Raw genomic sequence first — 17,747 nt, forward strand, 5'->3', positions numbered from 1 at the left:
ACTGTCGGCCGAACATCTCACACCGGTCAGAGGCGGCCTTGACCCAGATCAACGCGAATTCAGCCTTTCTCGCGAAGACTTGGTCGATGATTTCAACCGGGAGCACGAAGGAGAAGGCAGTGAAAATCATCCGCTTTCCGGACAAGCCCACTGCCGTGCCCGAACCCCGCGCTTCGTTGGACCGGTGGCAGCGAGCCCATGACGAGCAATTGCGGCTCTGCGACGAACTGGAAGACATTGCCGATTCCCTGCCGGCAATGGTCAATCGCCAGAAATGTATCTATGCGGCCAAGGCACTTGGACCACTCATTCGCRGCGTGCATCACTTTGAGGACAATATCCTCTTCCCCTCATTCGAGGCCCGCATGCTCGCCTCGCCCGATTTCGCCAAGACGCTGGCGCGGTTGAAATTCGAACATTTCGAGGATGAATGTTTCGCCGATGAACTGGCCGAGCGCCTGCTGATGCTCGCCACCGGGCGCGGCGACATCAATATGGAAGCCACCGGCTACATGCTCAGGGGTTTTTTTGAATCGGTGCGGCGCCATATCGCCTTTGAGCGCGACTATTTCGCCACGCTCGGCCTGACAGCCGCTGCACCCCCGGACCGCCACTGAGAGGGGGCCGGCGCGGCGCCGAGAGGCGTCCAACGTCACGACCACCGACCTGGCGAATGCCCGCGCCGACGGGCTTTATCGCTGTCAACCTTGATCTCGATCAACGTCATCAGCCGATTCCTCGCTAAAACTGTCCGACATTGGTCTCAGTTGGCAGACGCCGCCGGCACCCTTATCTTGCAGGAAGGTTTGAGGACATATCGATGCAAGCGCTGCGCAAGGAACCCTGCAAATCAGACATTCCCGCCACCTGCATGGCCTGCGAGGCCAGGCGCGGCGGCGTCTGCGGCGCGATGACGCCCGCACAACTCCACGAACTCAGCCGCTACACCGTGCGCAAGAAGATCAGTCACGGCGCCGAATTGGTTGGCCAGGGCGAGAAACTGATTTCCTACGCCAATATCCTCAAGGGCGTGGTCAAGCTGACCAAGGTGATGCAGGACGGCCGCCAGCAGATCGTCGGGCTGCAATTCGCACCGGATTTCCTCGGCCGCCCCTTTGCCCAGGAGAGCGCGCTGACCGCCGAGGCGGCCACCGATGTCGAGATCTGCACCGTCTCGAAGGCGGCGATGGATCGCATGGTCGGCAATTGCGCGGAGCTGGAGCATCGGCTGCACAATCAGGCGCTGGCGGAACTCGACGATGCCCGTGACTGGATGCTGACGCTCGGCCGCAAGACCGCGCGCGAGAAGGTCGCGAGTTTCCTGCACCTGCTGGCCGCGCACTACGAACCGGAGGCCGACGACGAGATCGAGTTCGACATTCCGCTGACCCGCCAGGAGATCGCCGATTTTCTCGGCCTGACGATCGAGACGGTCAGCCGCCAGATCACCCGGCTGAGAATGGACGGCGTGATCAGCGTCGTCGACAATCGCAATGTCACCGTCCCAGACATCGGCCGTCTGCGGACTGTCGCCGGCGGCGCCTGACCCTCCCCTTGCCAAAAAATCACCATCCGACGCCGCAATTCGGCATGCCGGGCTTTTGTTGACGGGCTAGGGTCACACTGATATGACTGCTTGATCGCAGGCGGGAAGCCAGTGGAAATCTGGCGCGGTCGCGCCACTGTCATCGTCTCCGGACGAGAGCCAGACCCCGATTTGCGATAGAACGTCACTTCTAGGTTGAACGCGCCATTCACGGAGACTGAAATGTCCGATACTACCTTCAACAACACGATCGCTATCCCGGCTCCGATTCCGCTCGGCCAGGTCCTTCCCTGGGCGGTCTTCGCCGGCCTTCTCCTGATGATCGGCATCTATTTCGTCGGTGCCGAAGAAGGTGCGACCTCGCTGATTTCGGGCATGGGAGTCCATGAATATTTCCATGACGCCCGTCACCTGCTCGGATTTCCCTGCCACTAAAGGGTTTCCAATATGACCGGACAACTATTGCTGCGCGGCATGATTGTCGGGCTGCTCGCTGCTATTTTGGCATTCGGTGTCGGCAAGATTTTTGGCGAACCCATGGTGGATCGCGCCATCGCTTTTGAAGAACAGCAAGCCAAGAAAGAGCATAAGGCCGAGGAGCCAGAATTGGTTAGCCGCGCCACTCAGTCCGGTAGCGGGCTGTTCAATGGCACACTCATCATCGGCGCCGCGATTGGCGGTCTTCTGTCGCTGACTTTCGCCTTTGCCTACGGCCGTCTCGGCGGGCTTGGTCCGCGCGGTACGGCTGCGATTGTAGCGCTTGCCGGCTTTATCGCCGTGATCGCAGTGCCCGAACTGAAATATCCGGCCAATCCGCCCGCTGTCGGCAACCCGGATACAATCGGCGTTCGCACCGAATTGTTCTTCGTTCTGATCCTCGCTTCGGTGGCAGGCATGGTTCTGGCGTTTATGCTGGCTCGCAATCTCGCAGCGAAATTCGGCGCATGGAACGGCATTATTGCCGCCGGTGTCGCCTATATTGTATTCATCGCTGTCGTGCAGGCTCTCCTGCCTGTGATCAATGAGGTTCCAGAGAATTTCTCGGCCTATGTGCTGTGGAATTTCCGCCTTGCCAATCTCGGCATGCATGCAGCTCTGTGGGGCGTTTGTGGCTTGCTGTTCGGCTGGGCTGCCGAGCGCTTGATGATCAAACGGGGCGCTTATCGGCCGTCTTTGGCGCGCTGATGCGAAACAAGATTCGGCCGCCAACCTTGGCGGCCGAATTGTTTTGGGCGCGAGGTCCAACATGGCATTGCTGCGTATCGTTGTTGCGGTTTTCCTGGGGCTTCTGGCTAGTCAGGCCCTGGCGCACGGTAATTACAAGCCGAGCAATACGTCAGGCATCCCCATCCCGAGCCTCTCGCATGGCGAGATGGCGATCATTTCACAGTATCGCAGCCGCATCCTGTTGATCGCCGGACAGGTCAACAAGACCGATCCGACTTTCCGGACGCTGCTGAATTTTGGTGCGATCCAATATTCCTACTGTCTCTGGGGTATTGCGCCGGGCGCGATCACCGATGAGATGAGCCCGTTCAACGAATGCGCCCATGCCTATTTGTCGGGCGCCAAGGCGCTGCTCTTCCATATGCGCGCCATGCCCGACGTTTCCGCTCAGGCAAACGCGCTGATTTCCGATATCGATGCCGATGTCGTGCGCACCGGGGCGGCGCTGATCGGCTGCCAGTTCTCTGGCGAGAGCTTCAACACGGCCGATTTCGTCCGGCCGCATTGGGAAAACCTGACGCGGCACCGCCCGACGCTCTATGCAATCGGGGCGGCGCTGCTTCTGTTGCTGAGTCCTGTTCTTATCCGCTTGGTTTTATCGCGGCGGACGTCAAGCTCCATAGGCGCCTGATCAGGCGGCGACCGCCGTCGTCGAGTCATCCGCCGTCGTGTCGTCAGACTGATCGCCCCAAGCCGGCGGCATGCCGCCATCCGGCGGTCCCATCCAATTACCGCCGCCGTGATCGTGTTGCTTCACGCTCTGGGCGAACTGGTCCTCGGTGATCGAGCCGGTATTCTCAGTGTCGATCTCGGAATATACCTTGGCGGCCTGGTCCTTGCCCATGCGGTCGGCATTGGCGGAGACGAATTCGTCCTTGGTGACCTTGCCGTCGCTGTCGCCATCCATGTTCGAATACATTTTCGAAATGTCCTGCGGACCGCCCATGCCACCGCGAGGCATCATGCCGCCCTGCTGGCCCATGCGCATCAGCACGTCCATGTTGGCGCTGGACATCTTGCTTTCCGGCGACGCCTTATCGGCAGTATTGAAGTTGCCCTTCTGCTTGGCGTCATCCCACTTGTGTGTCTTGGAGGAAGCGTTCGAAGCAGAAGAACTGCTCGAATCGCCCGTGGTCTGAGCGGCCGCAATCTCCGCCTTCAACTGGGTGATTTCTGCGTTGAGCTCGGCCTTGTCCTGGTCGGTTTTGGCCTGAGCCAGCTGGCTCTGCTTATCGGCAAGCTCGGCTTTCAACTCAGCCGTCTTGCTCTTGCTGTCGGAAGACGACGAGGACGACGTCGTCGTCGCTGCCGTGGATGTGCTGGCAACTGCACTTACCATGATTGTCCCTCATGCGATTCGGTTCGACTCACTGAGGGCCAATCTAGAAGAAAGAATTTAAGGTAACTTACCGTGCAGCCGGGTACCATTTCTCCGGCTGCAGGTGCGTATAGTGACGTTTTCAGGTCGAGAATTTCACACACACCGGCGTGCCGACCTCGATCGCTTTGCCAGTATCGGTGAGCTTTCCCGTTTCCGCGTCACGGGCGAAGATTGAGATACGATCGGCATTCTGGTTGGCGGAGAACAGGTGATTGCCGGAGGGCGTGATCGCCAGGTTGCGCGGCGTCGCCCCGCCGCAGGGGAAGAAGCCAAGCAGCGACAGTTTTCCGCTCGCGGCATCGACGGCGAAGCACGAGATGCTGTCATGGCCGCGATTCGAGCCATAGATGAAACGACCATCCGGCGAGATCTGGATATCGGCGCAGTAGTTGGACGCACGCGCTTCGACCGGAACCGCCGGCTGGGCATCGAGCTGGGTCAGCGCGCCGCTGGCGCGATCGAGCCGGAAACTGGCAACGGTCGAATCGAGCTCGTTCATCAGGAAGATCAGTTCGCCATTGGGATGCAGCGCCACATGCCGCGGTCCGGCGCCGGGCGCGGTTTCACACACGGCGAGCCGTTCCAGAGTACCGTCGGCTTTCAGGCTGTAGGTTGTCAGCGTATCGCTGCCGAGATCGGCGACCACTACCTGTCCGCCGCCGATCAGTTCGGTGACGCTGTGGGCATGGCTGCGCTCCTGACGGTCGGCATCAGGTCCCGTTCCGGTTTGACGAGTGCTAGCGACCGGAGCGGAGAGACCGCCATCGGCGCGGATATCGAAAATCGCGACCGACTGGTCGGGGCCACCCTCGCCCGTGCCGTAATTGGCAACGATCAGTTTGCCGCCATCGCGGCTCACCATGTTGTGCGCGGTGATGCTGCCGAGCGTCGCCTGCATGTTGATATAGTCAAGCGCCTTCGTCTCGCGGTCGAAGCGATAGGCGGAGACCAGGCCTTCCTTCCAGCCGAAAATCTCGGAATTGGCATAGACATGCGTGCCTGAGGCATCGACCGACAGGAATGTCGGATTCTCGATCTCCGGTGCGTTCGCCAGTTCCTCGACGGCGAGCGTATCCTCGTCGAAACTGTAGACGACGAGGCCCTTGCCGCGCGCACCATGGAAATACGGTGCCTCGCGATTGAGCGTGCCGACGAAGGCCAGATATTTCGAAGCCATTTCTTCCTCCCGAACATGTGCCATGGCTGCTGCTTTTCCGCGCGCCGCCGCATTTTGTCCAGCCGCATTTTCATCCGGGGCTTGCAAATTAAATCCATATGTGAAAATGTTCTTCAAATAAGAATATTACCGAAGAAAGCGCGACGGAGGAGACCGGAAGCGTGTCGAAAACAGGCTGCGCTTCATCAAGCCGGTTTTCATCGGGGACACGATCCGCACCAACATGGACAAAAGGCCCGGCTACAGGGACGTGGGCCTGATCCACGCTTCCAATGACATGTTCACGAACTGGCGCTCTGCTGCGCGCGTTTGCAGACGGTGAAATACAGAAATCCCGACGATGTCGTCGGCAAGACCGAAAAGTGAAACCATGACCCCCGAGACCGAATTGCCGCTCAGTGGCCTTGTCGTCGTCGATATGAGCCAGTTCCTTTCCGGGCCTTATTGTTCGCTGAGGCTGATGGATCTCGGCGCGCGGGTGATCAAGATCGAGCGGCCGGATGGCGGCGACCTGTCGCGCCGGCTCTATCTCAGCGACACCGAGATCGGCGGGGACTCGACCATTTTCCATGCCATCAACCGCGCCAAGGAAAGCCTCGCCATCGACCTCAAGAACGAGGACGACATGCGGGCGCTGAAGACCCTGCTCTCCAAGGCCGACGTGATGATCCAGAATTTCCGTCCCGGCGTGATCGAGCGGCTGGGCCTCGACTATGAAGCCGTCAACCAGATCAATCCGCGCATCGTCTATGCCTCGATCAGCGGCTATGGCGAGGACGGTCCCTGGGTCAAGCGTCCTGGCCAGGACTTGCTGGCGCAGTCGCGCTCCGGCGTGATGTGGCTGAATGGCGACGAGCATCAGGGGCCGGTGCCGTTCGGGCTCGCCGTCGGCGACATGCTCGCGGGTGCGGCCGCCTGTCAGGGCATTCTGGCCGCACTTGTCCGCCGCGGCATCACCAACAAGGGCGGCAAGGTCGAGACCAGCTTGCTCGAAGCGCTGGTCGACTTCCAGTTCGAAGTGCTGACCACCTATCTCAATGATGGCCAGCGCCTGCCGAAACGTTCCGCCTTCCGCAGCGCGCATGCCTATCTCTCGGCGCCCTATGGCGTCTATCCGGCCAAGGACGGCTATCTGGCGATCGCCATGACGCCGATCGCCAAGATCGAAAAATTGCTTGAAATCCCGGAACTGGCCGCCTTCAGCGACAATCCCTCGACCTGGTTCACAGAACGCGACGAGATCAAGAAGCTGATCTCGGAAAAGATCGAAACCAAAACGATCGCCGAATGGCTGGCGATCCTCGAACCAGCCGATATCTGGTGCGCCAAGGTGTTGAAGTGGGACGAGCTGCTGGCCAGCGAAGGCTTTGAAGTGCTCGACATGCTGCAGACCGTCACCCGCGAGGACAATGTCTCGATCGCAACGACCCGGTCACCGCTACGGGTCAACGGCGTCAGGCCGAAATTCACCCGCGCGGCACCGCGCATCGGCGAGCACAGCGAAGCGATCCGCAAGGAATTCGGCCTATGAGCGTGACGCTGAAAGGTATGACCTGGAACCATCCGCGCGGCTATGACCCGATGGTCRCCTGCTCGACGCTGTGGAAGGAAAAGACCGGCGTCACGGTCGAATGGGACAAGCGCTCGCTGCAGGATTTCGAAAGCTTTCCGGTGGAAGAACTGGCGCGGGCCTACGACATGATCGTCATCGATCACCCGCATGTCGGCCAGATCACGCATGAGAAATGTCTGCTGCCGCTCGATATCGAGGGCCGCGAGGCCGAGCGCAAGGCACTCGCCGACGGCAGTGTCGGCGCCTCCTATCCGAGCTACAACTGGCAGGGCCGGCAATGGGGTTTCCCGATCGATACGGCGACGCAGGTGCAGGCCTATCGACCCGACTTGATCAGGGAACCGCCGAAGACGTGGAGCGACATGCTGGCGCTGGCGCGCGACGCCCGCGTGCTCCTGGCGCTCAGGCCACCGCATACGCTGATGACCTTCTTCACGCTCTCGGGCAATCTCGGCAAACCCTGCCGGACGGGTGGGCCGGATGACCTGATCGACGCAAAGACCGGCGCCGCAGTCTTCGGGATGATGCGCGAGATCGCCGACCTCGTCGATCCCGCCTGCTTCGGCATGGACCCGATCGCGGTTTACGAACGGATGGCCGAAGCCGGCTCGACCATCGCCTGTTCTCCTCTGGGCTATGGCTATGTCAGCTATTCGATGGCCGGCTTCAGGCCCAATCTGCTGAAGTTCGCCGACATTCCCGTCGCCGGCAGCGATGGCCCGAAGGGCTCGGCGCTAGGCGGTACCGGCATCGCCGTCTCGGCTTTCAGCAAGGCGCCGAAGGAAGCAGTCGATTTCGCCTACTGGATCGCCAGCGGCGAGGTGCAGAAGGGGCTTTACGCCGCCTCCGGCGGCCAGCCCGGCCATGCCGACGCCTGGGAGGATAACGCGGTCAATGCGGCCACGGCCGATTTCTACCGCGGCACGCGGGCAACACTGGAAGCCGCCTGGGTTCGGCCGCGGCACAATGGCTACATGGCGTTCCAGCAAGCGGCATCCGATCGCATCAATGCCGGCCTGACCGGCGGAGAGTCGGCAGCAGCGGTCGTCACAGATCTCAACCAGCTGTTCCGCGACAGTTTCAAGGCATCGTAAAGACCGGCGAGCGCCGGCGCCTTGTAGCGGTCATTCGGATCGTCTTCCACGCGGGCTGGAGCCTTTCAGGGCGCGAGGTCGTAGGTGACCCAGACGGTGCGCGTGGCGACCTTGTCGTAGACCGCGCGGGCACGATAATTGTTCTCCGCCGTGATCCAGCGAATCACCGACCAGTTGCGCGAACGGCCGAGTTCCTTCGCCGCGGCGAACAGATCGTCGACGATGCCGGAGCCGCGCAGGTTGGGATCGACGTAGAGGTCGTCGAGATAGCCGGCGACGGTGGCGCTGAGCGGTCGCAGGAATTCGCGGATATGGGCGATACCGACCGGCCGGCCCTCGGCATCGAGCGCCATAAGGCAGATGATGCGACCCTCGCCGATCCAGCCCCAGACGCGGTCACGCATCTCGACCGTCTGGTCGACCTTGTAGAAGGCCGCATAGCCGGCATAGAGGCGATCCCAATCGGCCCGGCGGTTGTCGATATCAGTGATGACGGTGTGGTTCGACATGGCTCAACCTCTCACAATGTCTTCGAGCGCCAGCGCGGCGCCCAGCACCTGTTCGTCGGTGCGCGGGAGACCCGACAGTAGCAGGCCGACCGGCATGCCGGCATTGCCAGTACCGCAGGGAATGGAGACGCCGCACCAGTCGAGGAAATTGCCGATCAGCGTATTGCGCAGGGTCTTGGCATTGACGCGGATGAAAAGATCGTCGTCACGCTCCAGCGGCGCGATCGGCGGCGCCACATGTGCCAGCGTCGGCGACACCAGGATTTCGCCCGGTTCAATCGTCTTCGCCATGTCGGCGATCATGCGTTCGCGGGCATTGAGAATATCGACATAGCCCGCCATCGACGTCTTCTCGCCAAGCTTGACGCGCAGCACGACACGATGATCCATATTGGCAGCGTCCGGTCCGAGGACGCGATCGTGATGCAGTGCATAGGCCTCGGCCGTCACGAGAGGGCCGTGCTCCGCCATCAGCGCGAAAAGCTCGGCAAACAGCGGGAAAGCCTGTCGCCGCACTTTCACGCCGGCCTTTGTTAGGCGGCTAATTGCTTCTTCGAACGCAGCGACCACGCCCTCTTCCGTTTCGTCGAAAACCGTGGTCGTCGGCACGACGAGCGAAAGATCGGCGACCGATCTACGCTGCACCTCCGACGCAGTCACGCCACGCATCGCCGCATCGATCCACACTGCGTCCTGCACCGTGCGGACAAGTGGCCCGAGTGAATCCAGGCTCTTTGCGAGCGGATAGACACCCTGCATGGAATAGCGACCGCGTGTGGCCTTGTAGCCGACAATGCCGTTGAAAGCGGCGGGAATGCGGATCGAGCCGCCGGTATCGGTGCCCATCGCCACCGGCACCAATCCTGCCGCGACGGCCACGCCGGCGCCGGACGACGAGCCGCCGGGAATGCGCGGCACGTCGGTAGCATGCGGGTTTTCCGGCGTGCCGTAATGCGGGTTGATGCCGAGGCCGGAAAAGGCGAATTCGCTCATATTGGTGCGGCCGACCGCGACCATGCCGGCGGCGGCCAGATTGGCGACGATGGCCGCATCGGTCTCCGCCGGCTTTTCGCGGGCGAGCACTTTCGACCCGGCCGTGGTCACCATGCCTTCGAGGTCAAACAGATCCTTCCAGGCGATCGGAATGCCATCGAGCACACCCAGCGAACGGCCTGCCTTGATGCGCGTCGAAGAGGCTTCCGCCTCGGCCATGGCGCGCAACGGCGTCAGCGTGATGAACACCGACTGGTCGCGATAATTGCGGATGGCGTCGAGCGTCTCCTCGGCCAATGCCACCGGGTCGAGCGCACCTTGCTGGATCAATACCGAAAGCTGGGCGATCGATTTGCCCTGATTGCTGGCCGCCATGACTATCCTCCGCATACCCGGTTCGCAGCACCGTTTGAACAGGCTCGCGATCCATCCGTCAACTGCAAAGACGGGATGAACGGATCAGCACAGAAAGCACGGATGGTCGAATGGACACGGGCGCATTATGGGGTACCGCCCGTGTCCGGCAAGTTACGCGAAGCGTCATACGGTAGGGGCGTCAGCGCTCCGCATCAGACTATACGGCTTTTGGCCGTGACAGGATCACCGGCCAGCCAGAAAATTCGCCCGCCGATCAATTCCGCCGGCCGGCGGCCGAGGAGCGGAGATTATCGAGCAGGACAGCGATCAACAGGATCAGGCCGCGCACGACATATTGGTAGAAGGCCTGGATATTGAGCAGGTTCATGACGTTTTCGGCGATGCCCATGATCAGTACGCCGACGATGACGCCGGTCATCGCCGCCCGGCCACCGGCCAGCGACACGCCGCCGAGCACGCAGGCCGAGATGACCGAGAGTTCGAGGCCGGTGGCGGCATTCGGCTGGCCCGAGGTGATGCGCGAGGCGAGCAGGATGCCGGCAATGGCGCAGACGAGGCCCTGCAGCGCAAAAATCCAGATGCGCATGTTGGCGACATTGACACCGGCCAGCCGCGAGGCTTCCGGATTGCCGCCGATCGCCAGCGTATTCTTGCCGAAGACGGTGCGGTTGAGCGCGAAACCGAAGACGATAAAGAGGAGCGCCATCACCCAGATCGGCGTCGGGATGGTGAGGAATTTCGACAGAGCCAGCTGATAGAAAGCAGGGTCGTTGATGCCGACCGCGCGGCCATCCGATGCGATCAGCGCCAGGCCGCGGACGATCTGCATGGTCGCCAGCGTGGTGATCAGCGCATTGATGCGGAAGCGGGCAATGACGACTCCGTTGATGAGGCCGACAATGCCGCCGCAGATCACGGCGGCCAACAGGCCGAGCGGGATCGAGCCGGTGACGTTGGAGGCCATGACCGAGATCATGCCGGTAAAAGCCACCGTCGAGCCGACCGACAGGTCGAAGTCGCGCGAGGCCAGGCAGAACATCATGGTGCAGGCGACGATGCCGATGGTGACGACCGATTGTAAGAGGCCGAGCATGTTGCGCTCGGTCATGAAGTTCGGCACCGTCAGCGCCACGATCACGAAGGCGGCGGCGAAAATCATCACCAGCCCCTGTTCGCCGAGAAAGAGTTTTTTCAACGAATTCATCGAGATCGTTCCTGTCAGTGGGCTGCTGCGTTCTTATCGGGAAGGGCGGCGGCGAGAATGGTGCGTTCATTGAAATCCGCACGTTCGACGGTGGCCGACACACGGCCGCCGCACATGACGATGATGCGGTCCGACACGCCCATGACCTCGGGCAGTTCGCTGGAGATCATCACGATCGCCATGCCGCCGGCTGCGAGGTCATAGAGGATCTCATAGATTTCCGACTTGGCGCCGACGTCGATGCCGCGTGTCGGCTCATCGATCACCAAGACCTTGATGCCCTGTTCTGAGAGCCAGCGGCCGAGGATGACCTTCTGCTGGTTGCCGCCGGAGAGATTGATGATGTCCTGTTTTCGCGACGGCGTGCGGACCTTGAGCTTGGCGATGAACTGGTCGGCCAACGAGGCTTCCTTGCTCATGCTCAGAATGCCGAAGGGCGAGAAATGCCGGCGTGAGGAGATCGCGATGTTTTCCTCGATCGAGCGGCCCTGGATAATGCCATCGGCTTTTCGATCCTCCGGGCAAAGCACCATGCCGGCATGAATGGCGGCACCCGGATTGTTCGACGCCACAGCGACGCCGTCGATGATCACCGAGCCCGAGTGGCGATGATCGGCGCCGAAAAGCAGGCGCGCCATCTCGCTGCGGCCGGCGCCGATCAGGCCGAAAAAGCCCAGAATCTCACCGCTGCGAACCGAAAAGCTGATCGGCTTGGGCAGCTTGCCGCCGGAAAGCTCACTGACATTCAGCCTGACCTCGCCGAGCGGACGGCCGCGCCAGCCCCAGATATTGCTGATTTCGCGGCCGACCATTTCGGCGATCACCTGATCGCGGCTGATATCGGCGACACGCGGGTGATGGGCGGCAAGCTTGCCGTCGCGCAGCACGGTCAGGCTGTCGCAGAGGTGGAAAATCTCGTCCAGCCGATGCGAGACGTAGAGGATGACCGTGCCCTTGGCCTTGAGCTTGCCGATGAGCTCGAAGAGGATCTCGCTTTCACGCGAGGAAAGCGACGAGGTCGGCTCGTCCAGTGCGATGACGCGGGCCTCGACCATGACGGCCTTGGCGATCTCGACCATCTGCCGGGCGCCGATGGAGAGCGAAGAGACCTTGGCGTTCGGATCGACGTCGATGCCGATTTCGGTGAGCCGCTGCTTGACCGTATCGACCAATGTCCGGCCGCTGATCACCCCGCCTTTGGCGGGAAAGCGGCCGAGCCAGAGGTTTTCGGCGACAGTCAGTTCCGGAACCAGTTGCAGTTCCTGATGGATGACGACGACGCCGGCGTGGAAGGCATCGCGAACAGAGGCATATTTCTGCTCGACGCCGTCGATGGTGATCGTGCCGGTATCGGCATGCTGGTCGCCGGAGAGCACGCGGATCAGCGTCGACTTGCCGGCACCGTTTTCGCCCATCAGGCCATGGACCGCGCCCTTCTCGACCGGAAAGGAAACGTCCTTCAGCGCCTGCACGCCCGGATAGCCCTTGGAAATGTGATTGAATTCGAGGAAAGCCATTGTTGCCCTGCCAGACATCCCGGCGGCAGGTCACGCTGCCACCGGGCAAAAATCACCTTGGGAGGATGATAGTGATCATCCTGGAAGGATCACCCCGGGTTTTATTCGATGCCCAGGTCCTTGCGGACCTTGTCGTAGTCGTCGCGATGGGCGAGCGAGCCGGAGGTCAGGGTCAGCTTCGGCGGCTCCTTGCCGTTGGCGATCCAATCATACATGTTGAGCGCCGTCTCGTAGCCATGACGCTTCGGCGAGATGATCACGGAGGCGAAGAAACCGGTCGCGGTCGGCTTCTTGAACTCGTTGATCGCCGAATCCGCACCGCCGATGCCGACGCCGATGAAGTTGGCGGCCGGGATGCCGACCGATTCAGACGCGCGGACGGCGCCGAGCACGGCTTCGTCGTTGAGGCCGAAGGCGACCCAGTATTTCACGTCGGCATGCTTGTTGAGCACGGTGGTGGCTGCATTCAGCGCCGCTTCCGTGTCGGTCTTGGCCTGCGGCGCGTCATAGATATTGTCAGCCGGGAAGCCGGCCTTCTTCAGCACGGAGATCGCGCCTTCGACGCGGTCGACGGCGGTCGGAAGTGAATCGTAGGAGACGCGGATCGCGCCGACATTCTTCATGTCCCAGCCGCGCTTCTTCATTTCGTCGATGATCGACTGGCCGACGGCCTCGCCGATCTTGGTGGCGGAAATGCCCATATGCGGCACGTCTTCGAGCGGCTTGCCATCGGCGCCGACGAGGCGGTCGTCGACGGTCATCAGCTTGAGCTGGTTGGCTTCTGCCTTGGCGACGATGCCCGGGCCGAGCTTGACGTCCGGCGTGCAGATGATGAAGCCCTGGGCACCCTGGGCGCCGAGATTGTCGATTGCCGACTGGACCTTCTCGCCATCTTCGGCGCCGATCTTGACGACGGTGAAACCCTTTTCCTTGCCGGCCTGTTCGGCGAATTTCCATTCGTCCTGGAACCACGGCTCTTCCGGCTGCTTGACGATGAAACCGATCTTGACGTCGGCGGCGAATACGGAGCTGGCCGCCATGATGGCGAATGTGCCGGCCAGAATGGCGGCTTTGAACGAGCGCATGTCTCTCTCCCTGATCTCTGGGCTGCCTCCCAGGCAGCGTCTAATGAATTATTCTAAATCATCATACCAGTCAATTGCCTTTGTATGATGATTTAGATAGAAGGGAAATCGGTGATCGCGAAAAGTCGTCACTGGAGGAATTGTCGCAAAGCGGTTCGAATTCGGATATTGAGGTTCGAAACCGCCAGGGAAGCGAAGCGGAGGCATTGTTGGATACGGTCGAACGGCAGGATGAGGCAGAGGGCACGCAGGTTGCGCGCCGGCCGCGCGTGCGCCGCAATGTGACGGCGGCGATCGCCGAGGACATCTTTTCCGACCGCTATCCGGCCGGCTCGCCGCTGCCGCGCGAGAACGATCTCTGCGACCTCTATGGGGTGAGCCGGACCGTCATCCGCGAATCCCTGAAAGTGCTGGAATCCAAGGGCATGGTGCGCGGCAAGCCGCGTATCGGCACCACGGTCTGCGACAAGGATGAATGGAACATCCTCGATGCCGACGTGCTCGAATGGATGGGGCCGTATATCAGGGATTTCGACCTGCTCGGCTGCATCCTCGAAGCGCGCCGGACGATCGAGCCAGCCGCCGCCGAGCTCGCGGCGGAGCGGGCCAGCGCGCAGGAGATCGCCGATCTCGAACGCGCCTGGCAGGGCATGCGCGACTCGAGCCGCGACCCCGAGAAATTCACCGAGGCCGACATGCAGTTCCATACGGTGCTGCTCAACGCCAGCCACAACCAGGTGTTCCGGCGCCTGTCGAGCGCCATCCATGCAGCACTGCATTACGCGCTGCACGCCTCCAATGTCGCCGTCGAGGACCGCGAGGACGCGGTGATCGTGCATGGCGAACTGGTCGAAGCGCTGCGCCTGCGCGACAAGACCGGGGCGCGGGACTGTTCCAATCGTATGCTCGATCTGGCTGGCCGCGATCTCGCGGCGGCCGAGCGGGTCATCGGCCGTACAAAATGATCAACATAGAGAGCATCGCATGAAGATCACCAAGCTCACCACCTACATCGTGCCACCCCGCTGGTGCTTCCTGAAGATCGAGACCGACGAGGGCGTCGTCGGCTGGGGCGAGCCGGTGGTCGAGGGCCGGGCGCTGACGGTCGAGGCCGCCGTGCACGAACTGGCTGATTATCTGATCGGCAAGGACCCGATGCGGATCGAGGATCATTGGCAGGTCATGTATCGCGCCGGCTTCTATCGCGGCGGCGCGATACACATGTCGGCGATCGCCGGCATCGACCAGGCGCTCTGGGACATCAAGGGCAAGTGGCTGGGACAGCCGATCCATTCGCTGCTCGGCGGCCAGTGCCGCGACACGATCAAGGTCTATAGCTGGATCGGCGGTGACAGGCCGGCCGACGTCGCCAACAATGCCAAGGACGTCGTCGCCCGCGGCTTCAAGGCGATCAAGCTCAACGGCTGCGAGGAAATGCAGATCGTCGATACCTATGACAAGGTCGAGAAGGCGGTCGAGACCATTGCCACGATCCGCGAGGCGATCGGCCCCTATATCGGCATCGGCGTCGATTTCCACGGCCGGGTGCATCGGCCGATGGCCAAGGTGCTCGCCAAGGAACTCGAGCCCTACAAGCTGATGTTCATCGAGGAGCCGGTGCTGTCGGAAAACCGCGAAGCCTTGAAGGAAATCGCCAACCATTGCTCGACGCCGATCGCGCTCGGCGAGCGACTGTTCTCGCGCTGGGATTTCAAGCATGTCCTGTCGGACGGCTATGTCGATATCATCCAGCCGGACCTGTCGCATGCCGGCGGCATCACCGAATGCCGCAAGATCGCGGCCATGGCCGAAGCCTATGACGTGGCGCTGGCGCCGCATTGCCCGCTTGGCCCGATCGCGCTGGCCGCCTGCCTGCAGGTCGATGCTGTCTCCCACAATGCCTTCATCCAGGAACAGAGCCTCGGCATCCACTATAACCAGGGCAACGACATCCTCGATTACATCTCCAACAAGGAGGTGTTCCACTATGCCGATGGTTTCGTCACCATCCCGCAGGGGCCGGGTCTCGGCGTCGAGGTCGACGAGGCCTATGTGATCGAGCGCGCCAAGGAAGGCCATCGTTGGCGCAACCCGGTCTGGCGCCACCAGGATGGCAGCGTGGCCGAGTGGTGAGATGGGGCGGCTCACCGGAAAGCGCATCTTCGTCACCGGTGCCGCCCAGGGCATAGGGCTCGCCGTGGCCAAGGCATTTGTCCGGGAAGACGGCAGTGTCTTCCTGGTCGATCGCGACGGTGCATTGCTTGCCCAGGAAGCGGAAGCGCTGAAGGCGGATGGCGCCCGCGTCGGCTATCGAGCGGCCGATATCACCGACGCCGCAGCAATCGCTGCGGCTGTCGAAGAGGCATCGAAGACGCTCGGCCGGATCAATGCACTGCTCAACAATGCCGGCGTCAATGTCTTTGCCGAGCCCTTAGCGACGACGGACGAAGAATGGAACCGCTGCTTCGACATCAATCTCAAGGGCGCCTGGAATTGCTGCAAGGCAGTGCTGCCGGGGATGATCGAAGGGGGCGGCGGGGCAATCGTCAACATCGCCTCGACGCATGCCTTCACCATCATTCCGCATACGTTTCCTTATCCACTCGCCAAGCATGCGCTGCTCGGCATGACCAGGTCGCTGGGGCTGGAATACGCGGCCAAGAATGTCCGGGTGAACGCGATCGCGCCCGGCTATGTAGCCACCCAGAAAGTGATCGACTACTGGGACAGTTTTCCTGATCCGGAAGCGGCCAAGGCGGAGACGATGAGGCTGCATCCTGGCGGCAGGATCGCGACGCCGGAAGAGATCGCCATGGCTGCGGTATTCATGATCTCGGATGAGTGTCCGTTTATGAATGCGACTTGTTTGACGATCGATGGCGGGCTGAGTGTACAGCAGCATCCGGCTTAGATGGGCTAACCCCTCGCCCTCCGGAGCAAGTTGCACCCCCCTCTGCCCTGCCGGGCATCTCCCCCTCAAGGGGGGAGATTGGATGGGGCGCCCGCTGTGCCCAAAACAACTGCCGCAAACCAGGTTCTCGGCAGATATTTGAACCGAGGTTCGTGCCTCTGGCCAATCTCCCCCCTTGAGGGGGAGATGTCCGGCAGGACAGAGGGGGGTATCACCGTCCACCGGCCCTGCCGGACGGCTTGACGCCCGCCGCCGCTTCGGCCATGTCTGACGGACATGACGGCCGAAGACAATGCGGGGAAAATATCAATGCTGGAGCTTTCCGCACAACGCGAGGCATCGCTGCTCCTGCGGCGCCATTGGAACGACGGCACACTCATCCCGGAGCTACCCCACGAAATCCGCCCGACAACCCGCGCCGAGGGCTACGCGATCCAGGCGCATGTCATGGACGCCTCCACCAAACCCTTGCTCGGCTGGAAGATCGCCGGCACCAGCGAGGCTGGCCAAAAACATATCAATGTCGACGGGCCGCTGGCGGGACGGCTGCTGGCCGAGCGCGCCGTGCCGGATGGCGCGACGATCTCGCTCACCGGCAATCACATGCGGGTGGCCGAAGTCGAGTTTGCTTTCCGCTTTGCCACCGACCTGCCGCCGCGGCAAACGCCCTACACCGTCGACGAAGTGATGGCGGCCGTCGGTTCGCTGCATCCGGCGATCGAAATTCCCGATTCCCGCTATGAGGATTTCTGCGCCGTCGGCGCAGCCCAGTTGATCGCCGACAATGCCTGCGCCCATCTGGTCCTGGTCGGTCCGGCAACGGAACTCGACTGGCGAACCATCGACCTGGTGCAGCACAAGGTTTCGGCCGATCTCGTCGGCAAGTCGCATTGCGAGGGCATAGGCGCCAACGCGCTCGGCGATCCGCGCATCGCACTGACCTGGCTGGTCAACGAATTGTCCGGTATCGGCGCTGGCGCACATGCCGGCGAGGTCGTGATCACCGGCACCTGCGTCAAGCCGGTCGAGGTGCAGCCCGGCGACAGTGTGATCGCCGATTACGGCATCTTCGGCCGCCTCACCGTCCATTTCACATAAGTTGCCACAGTCGCCTGGTATCCTCCCAAACCAGTCGACCGACCATGGAGAATT

At 61.8% G+C, this 17,747-nt stretch carries 18 protein-coding genes and 1 pseudogene; 12 read left to right on the forward strand and 7 right to left on the reverse strand.

The window, feature by feature from the left end; all coding sequences use genetic code 11:
* Positions 1 to 119: 119 nt before the first annotated feature.
* From AC1DYF_RS06390 to AC1DYF_RS06410, 5 genes are all read left to right on the forward strand, one after another.
* Positions 120 to 617 carry a hemerythrin domain-containing protein gene (locus AC1DYF_RS06390; RefSeq protein ID WP_477875853.1) on the forward strand — a complete coding sequence of 166 codons (498 nt, stop codon included), beginning with the start codon at positions 120 to 122 and terminating at the stop codon, positions 615 to 617.
* A 203-nt stretch (positions 618 to 820) separates the two neighbouring features.
* Entirely contained in the window at positions 821 to 1,546 is a 726-nt protein-coding gene (locus tag AC1DYF_RS06395) for a Crp/Fnr family transcriptional regulator (RefSeq protein WP_477875854.1), read from the forward strand.
* 222 nt (positions 1,547 to 1,768) lie between these two features.
* Positions 1,769 to 1,981: a CbtB domain-containing protein gene (locus AC1DYF_RS06400; protein WP_477875855.1), complete on the forward strand. Its 213-nt coding sequence runs from the start codon at positions 1,769 to 1,771 to the stop codon at positions 1,979 to 1,981.
* 12 nt (positions 1,982 to 1,993) lie between these two features.
* Positions 1,994 to 2,731: a CbtA family protein gene (locus tag AC1DYF_RS06405; protein ID WP_477875856.1), complete on the forward strand. Its 738-nt coding sequence runs from the start codon at positions 1,994 to 1,996 to the stop codon at positions 2,729 to 2,731.
* A 61-nt stretch (positions 2,732 to 2,792) separates the two neighbouring features.
* Positions 2,793 to 3,404, forward strand: coding sequence for a hypothetical protein (locus tag AC1DYF_RS06410; protein WP_477875857.1), 612 nt, complete (start codon positions 2,793 to 2,795; stop codon positions 3,402 to 3,404).
* On the opposite strand, the gene AC1DYF_RS06415 is transcribed toward AC1DYF_RS06410, so the two are convergent.
* Positions 3,405 to 4,112: an EF-hand domain-containing protein gene (locus AC1DYF_RS06415; RefSeq protein ID WP_477875858.1), complete on the reverse strand. Its 708-nt coding sequence runs from the start codon at positions 4,110 to 4,112 to the stop codon at positions 3,405 to 3,407.
* Positions 4,113 to 4,233: 121 nt separating this feature from the next.
* Positions 4,234 to 5,331, reverse strand: a complete 1,098-nt coding sequence (locus AC1DYF_RS06420) for a lactonase family protein (protein WP_477875859.1) — start codon at positions 5,329 to 5,331, stop codon at positions 4,234 to 4,236.
* A gap of 169 nt (positions 5,332 to 5,500) precedes the next feature.
* Between AC1DYF_RS06420 and AC1DYF_RS06425 the strand changes: the two are divergent.
* The 3 genes and pseudogenes from AC1DYF_RS06425 to AC1DYF_RS06435 all read left to right on the forward strand — a co-directional run.
* A pseudogene (locus AC1DYF_RS06425) lies at positions 5,501 to 5,697 on the forward strand (amine oxidase); the annotation flags it as partial.
* A gap of 4 nt (positions 5,698 to 5,701) precedes the next feature.
* Positions 5,702 to 6,862: a CaiB/BaiF CoA transferase family protein gene (locus AC1DYF_RS06430; RefSeq protein ID WP_477875860.1), complete on the forward strand. Its 1,161-nt coding sequence runs from the start codon at positions 5,702 to 5,704 to the stop codon at positions 6,860 to 6,862.
* Complete coding sequence (locus tag AC1DYF_RS06435; protein ID WP_477875861.1) at positions 6,859 to 7,998, forward strand: extracellular solute-binding protein; 1,140 nt, start codon at positions 6,859 to 6,861, stop codon at positions 7,996 to 7,998. The genes AC1DYF_RS06430 and AC1DYF_RS06435 overlap by 4 nt, the downstream gene beginning before the upstream one ends.
* 65 nt (positions 7,999 to 8,063) lie before the next feature.
* Here the strand turns inward: AC1DYF_RS06435 and AC1DYF_RS06440 are convergent, their stop codons facing one another.
* From AC1DYF_RS06440 to AC1DYF_RS06460, 5 genes are all read right to left on the reverse strand, one after another.
* Entirely contained in the window at positions 8,064 to 8,507 is a 444-nt protein-coding gene (locus AC1DYF_RS06440; RefSeq protein ID WP_477875862.1) for an N-acetyltransferase family protein, read from the reverse strand.
* A gap of 3 nt (positions 8,508 to 8,510) precedes the next feature.
* Complete coding sequence (locus AC1DYF_RS06445; protein ID WP_477875863.1) at positions 8,511 to 9,875, reverse strand: amidase; 1,365 nt, start codon at positions 9,873 to 9,875, stop codon at positions 8,511 to 8,513.
* A 256-nt stretch (positions 9,876 to 10,131) separates the two neighbouring features.
* Positions 10,132 to 11,082: an L-arabinose ABC transporter permease AraH gene (gene araH, locus AC1DYF_RS06450; protein WP_477875864.1), complete on the reverse strand. Its 951-nt coding sequence runs from the start codon at positions 11,080 to 11,082 to the stop codon at positions 10,132 to 10,134.
* 14 nt (positions 11,083 to 11,096) lie between these two features.
* Positions 11,097 to 12,599 (reverse strand): L-arabinose ABC transporter ATP-binding protein AraG, encoded by a 1,503-nt coding sequence (araG, locus tag AC1DYF_RS06455; RefSeq protein ID WP_477875865.1) that lies wholly within the window; start codon positions 12,597 to 12,599, stop codon positions 11,097 to 11,099.
* Between the two features lie 101 nt (positions 12,600 to 12,700).
* Entirely contained in the window at positions 12,701 to 13,684 is a 984-nt protein-coding gene (locus tag AC1DYF_RS06460) for an arabinose ABC transporter substrate-binding protein (RefSeq protein ID WP_477875866.1), read from the reverse strand.
* A 209-nt stretch (positions 13,685 to 13,893) separates the two neighbouring features.
* On the opposite strand from AC1DYF_RS06460, the gene AC1DYF_RS06465 reads away from it, so the two are divergent.
* The 4 genes from AC1DYF_RS06465 (at position 13,894) to AC1DYF_RS06480 (ending at position 17,693) form a co-directional block, all read left to right on the forward strand.
* Positions 13,894 to 14,649, forward strand: a complete 756-nt coding sequence (locus AC1DYF_RS06465) for a FadR/GntR family transcriptional regulator (RefSeq protein WP_477875867.1) — start codon at positions 13,894 to 13,896, stop codon at positions 14,647 to 14,649.
* A 19-nt stretch (positions 14,650 to 14,668) separates the two neighbouring features.
* On the forward strand, positions 14,669 to 15,817 hold the full coding sequence (gene dgoD / locus AC1DYF_RS06470; protein WP_477875868.1) for a galactonate dehydratase: 1,149 nt from the start codon (positions 14,669 to 14,671) through the stop codon (positions 15,815 to 15,817).
* Positions 15,795 to 16,595: an SDR family oxidoreductase gene (locus AC1DYF_RS06475; RefSeq protein WP_477875869.1), complete on the forward strand. Its 801-nt coding sequence runs from the start codon at positions 15,795 to 15,797 to the stop codon at positions 16,593 to 16,595. Before dgoD ends, AC1DYF_RS06475 begins: the two co-directional genes overlap by 23 nt.
* Positions 16,596 to 16,904: 309 nt before the next feature.
* Entirely contained in the window at positions 16,905 to 17,693 is a 789-nt protein-coding gene (locus AC1DYF_RS06480; RefSeq protein WP_477875870.1) for a 2-keto-4-pentenoate hydratase, read from the forward strand.
* The last annotated feature ends 54 nt before the right edge of the window (positions 17,694 to 17,747 follow it).

The organism is Rhizobium sp. P2_G9, assembly GCF_056403475.1.

Excerpts from the sequence above, each read along its gene's own strand:
- AC1DYF_RS06430 (WP_477875860.1), top strand. The coding sequence starts at position 5,702 with ATGACCCCCGAGACCGAATTGCCGCTCAGTGGCCTTGTCGTCGTCGAT.
- araH (WP_477875864.1), bottom strand. The coding sequence starts at position 11,082 with ATGAATTCGTTGAAAAAACTCTTTCTCGGCGAACAGGGGCTGGTGATG.
- AC1DYF_RS06410 (WP_477875857.1), top strand. The coding sequence starts at position 2,793 with ATGGCATTGCTGCGTATCGTTGTTGCGGTTTTCCTGGGGCTTCTGGCT.
- AC1DYF_RS06400 (WP_477875855.1), top strand. The coding sequence starts at position 1,769 with ATGTCCGATACTACCTTCAACAACACGATCGCTATCCCGGCTCCGATT.
- AC1DYF_RS06395 (WP_477875854.1), top strand. The coding sequence starts at position 821 with ATGCAAGCGCTGCGCAAGGAACCCTGCAAATCAGACATTCCCGCCACC.
- AC1DYF_RS06405 (WP_477875856.1), top strand. The coding sequence starts at position 1,994 with ATGACCGGACAACTATTGCTGCGCGGCATGATTGTCGGGCTGCTCGCT.
- AC1DYF_RS06460 (WP_477875866.1), bottom strand. The coding sequence starts at position 13,684 with ATGCGCTCGTTCAAAGCCGCCATTCTGGCCGGCACATTCGCCATCATG.
- AC1DYF_RS06420 (WP_477875859.1), bottom strand. The coding sequence starts at position 5,331 with ATGGCTTCGAAATATCTGGCCTTCGTCGGCACGCTCAATCGCGAGGCA.
- AC1DYF_RS06475 (WP_477875869.1), top strand. The coding sequence starts at position 15,795 with ATGGCAGCGTGGCCGAGTGGTGAGATGGGGCGGCTCACCGGAAAGCGC.
- AC1DYF_RS06415 (WP_477875858.1), bottom strand. The coding sequence starts at position 4,112 with ATGGTAAGTGCAGTTGCCAGCACATCCACGGCAGCGACGACGACGTCG.
- AC1DYF_RS06440 (WP_477875862.1), bottom strand. The coding sequence starts at position 8,507 with ATGTCGAACCACACCGTCATCACTGATATCGACAACCGCCGGGCCGAT.
- dgoD (WP_477875868.1), top strand. The coding sequence starts at position 14,669 with ATGAAGATCACCAAGCTCACCACCTACATCGTGCCACCCCGCTGGTGC.
- AC1DYF_RS06445 (WP_477875863.1), bottom strand. The coding sequence starts at position 9,875 with ATGGCGGCCAGCAATCAGGGCAAATCGATCGCCCAGCTTTCGGTATTG.
- araG (WP_477875865.1), bottom strand. The coding sequence starts at position 12,599 with ATGGCTTTCCTCGAATTCAATCACATTTCCAAGGGCTATCCGGGCGTG.
- AC1DYF_RS06480 (WP_477875870.1), top strand. The coding sequence starts at position 16,905 with ATGCTGGAGCTTTCCGCACAACGCGAGGCATCGCTGCTCCTGCGGCGC.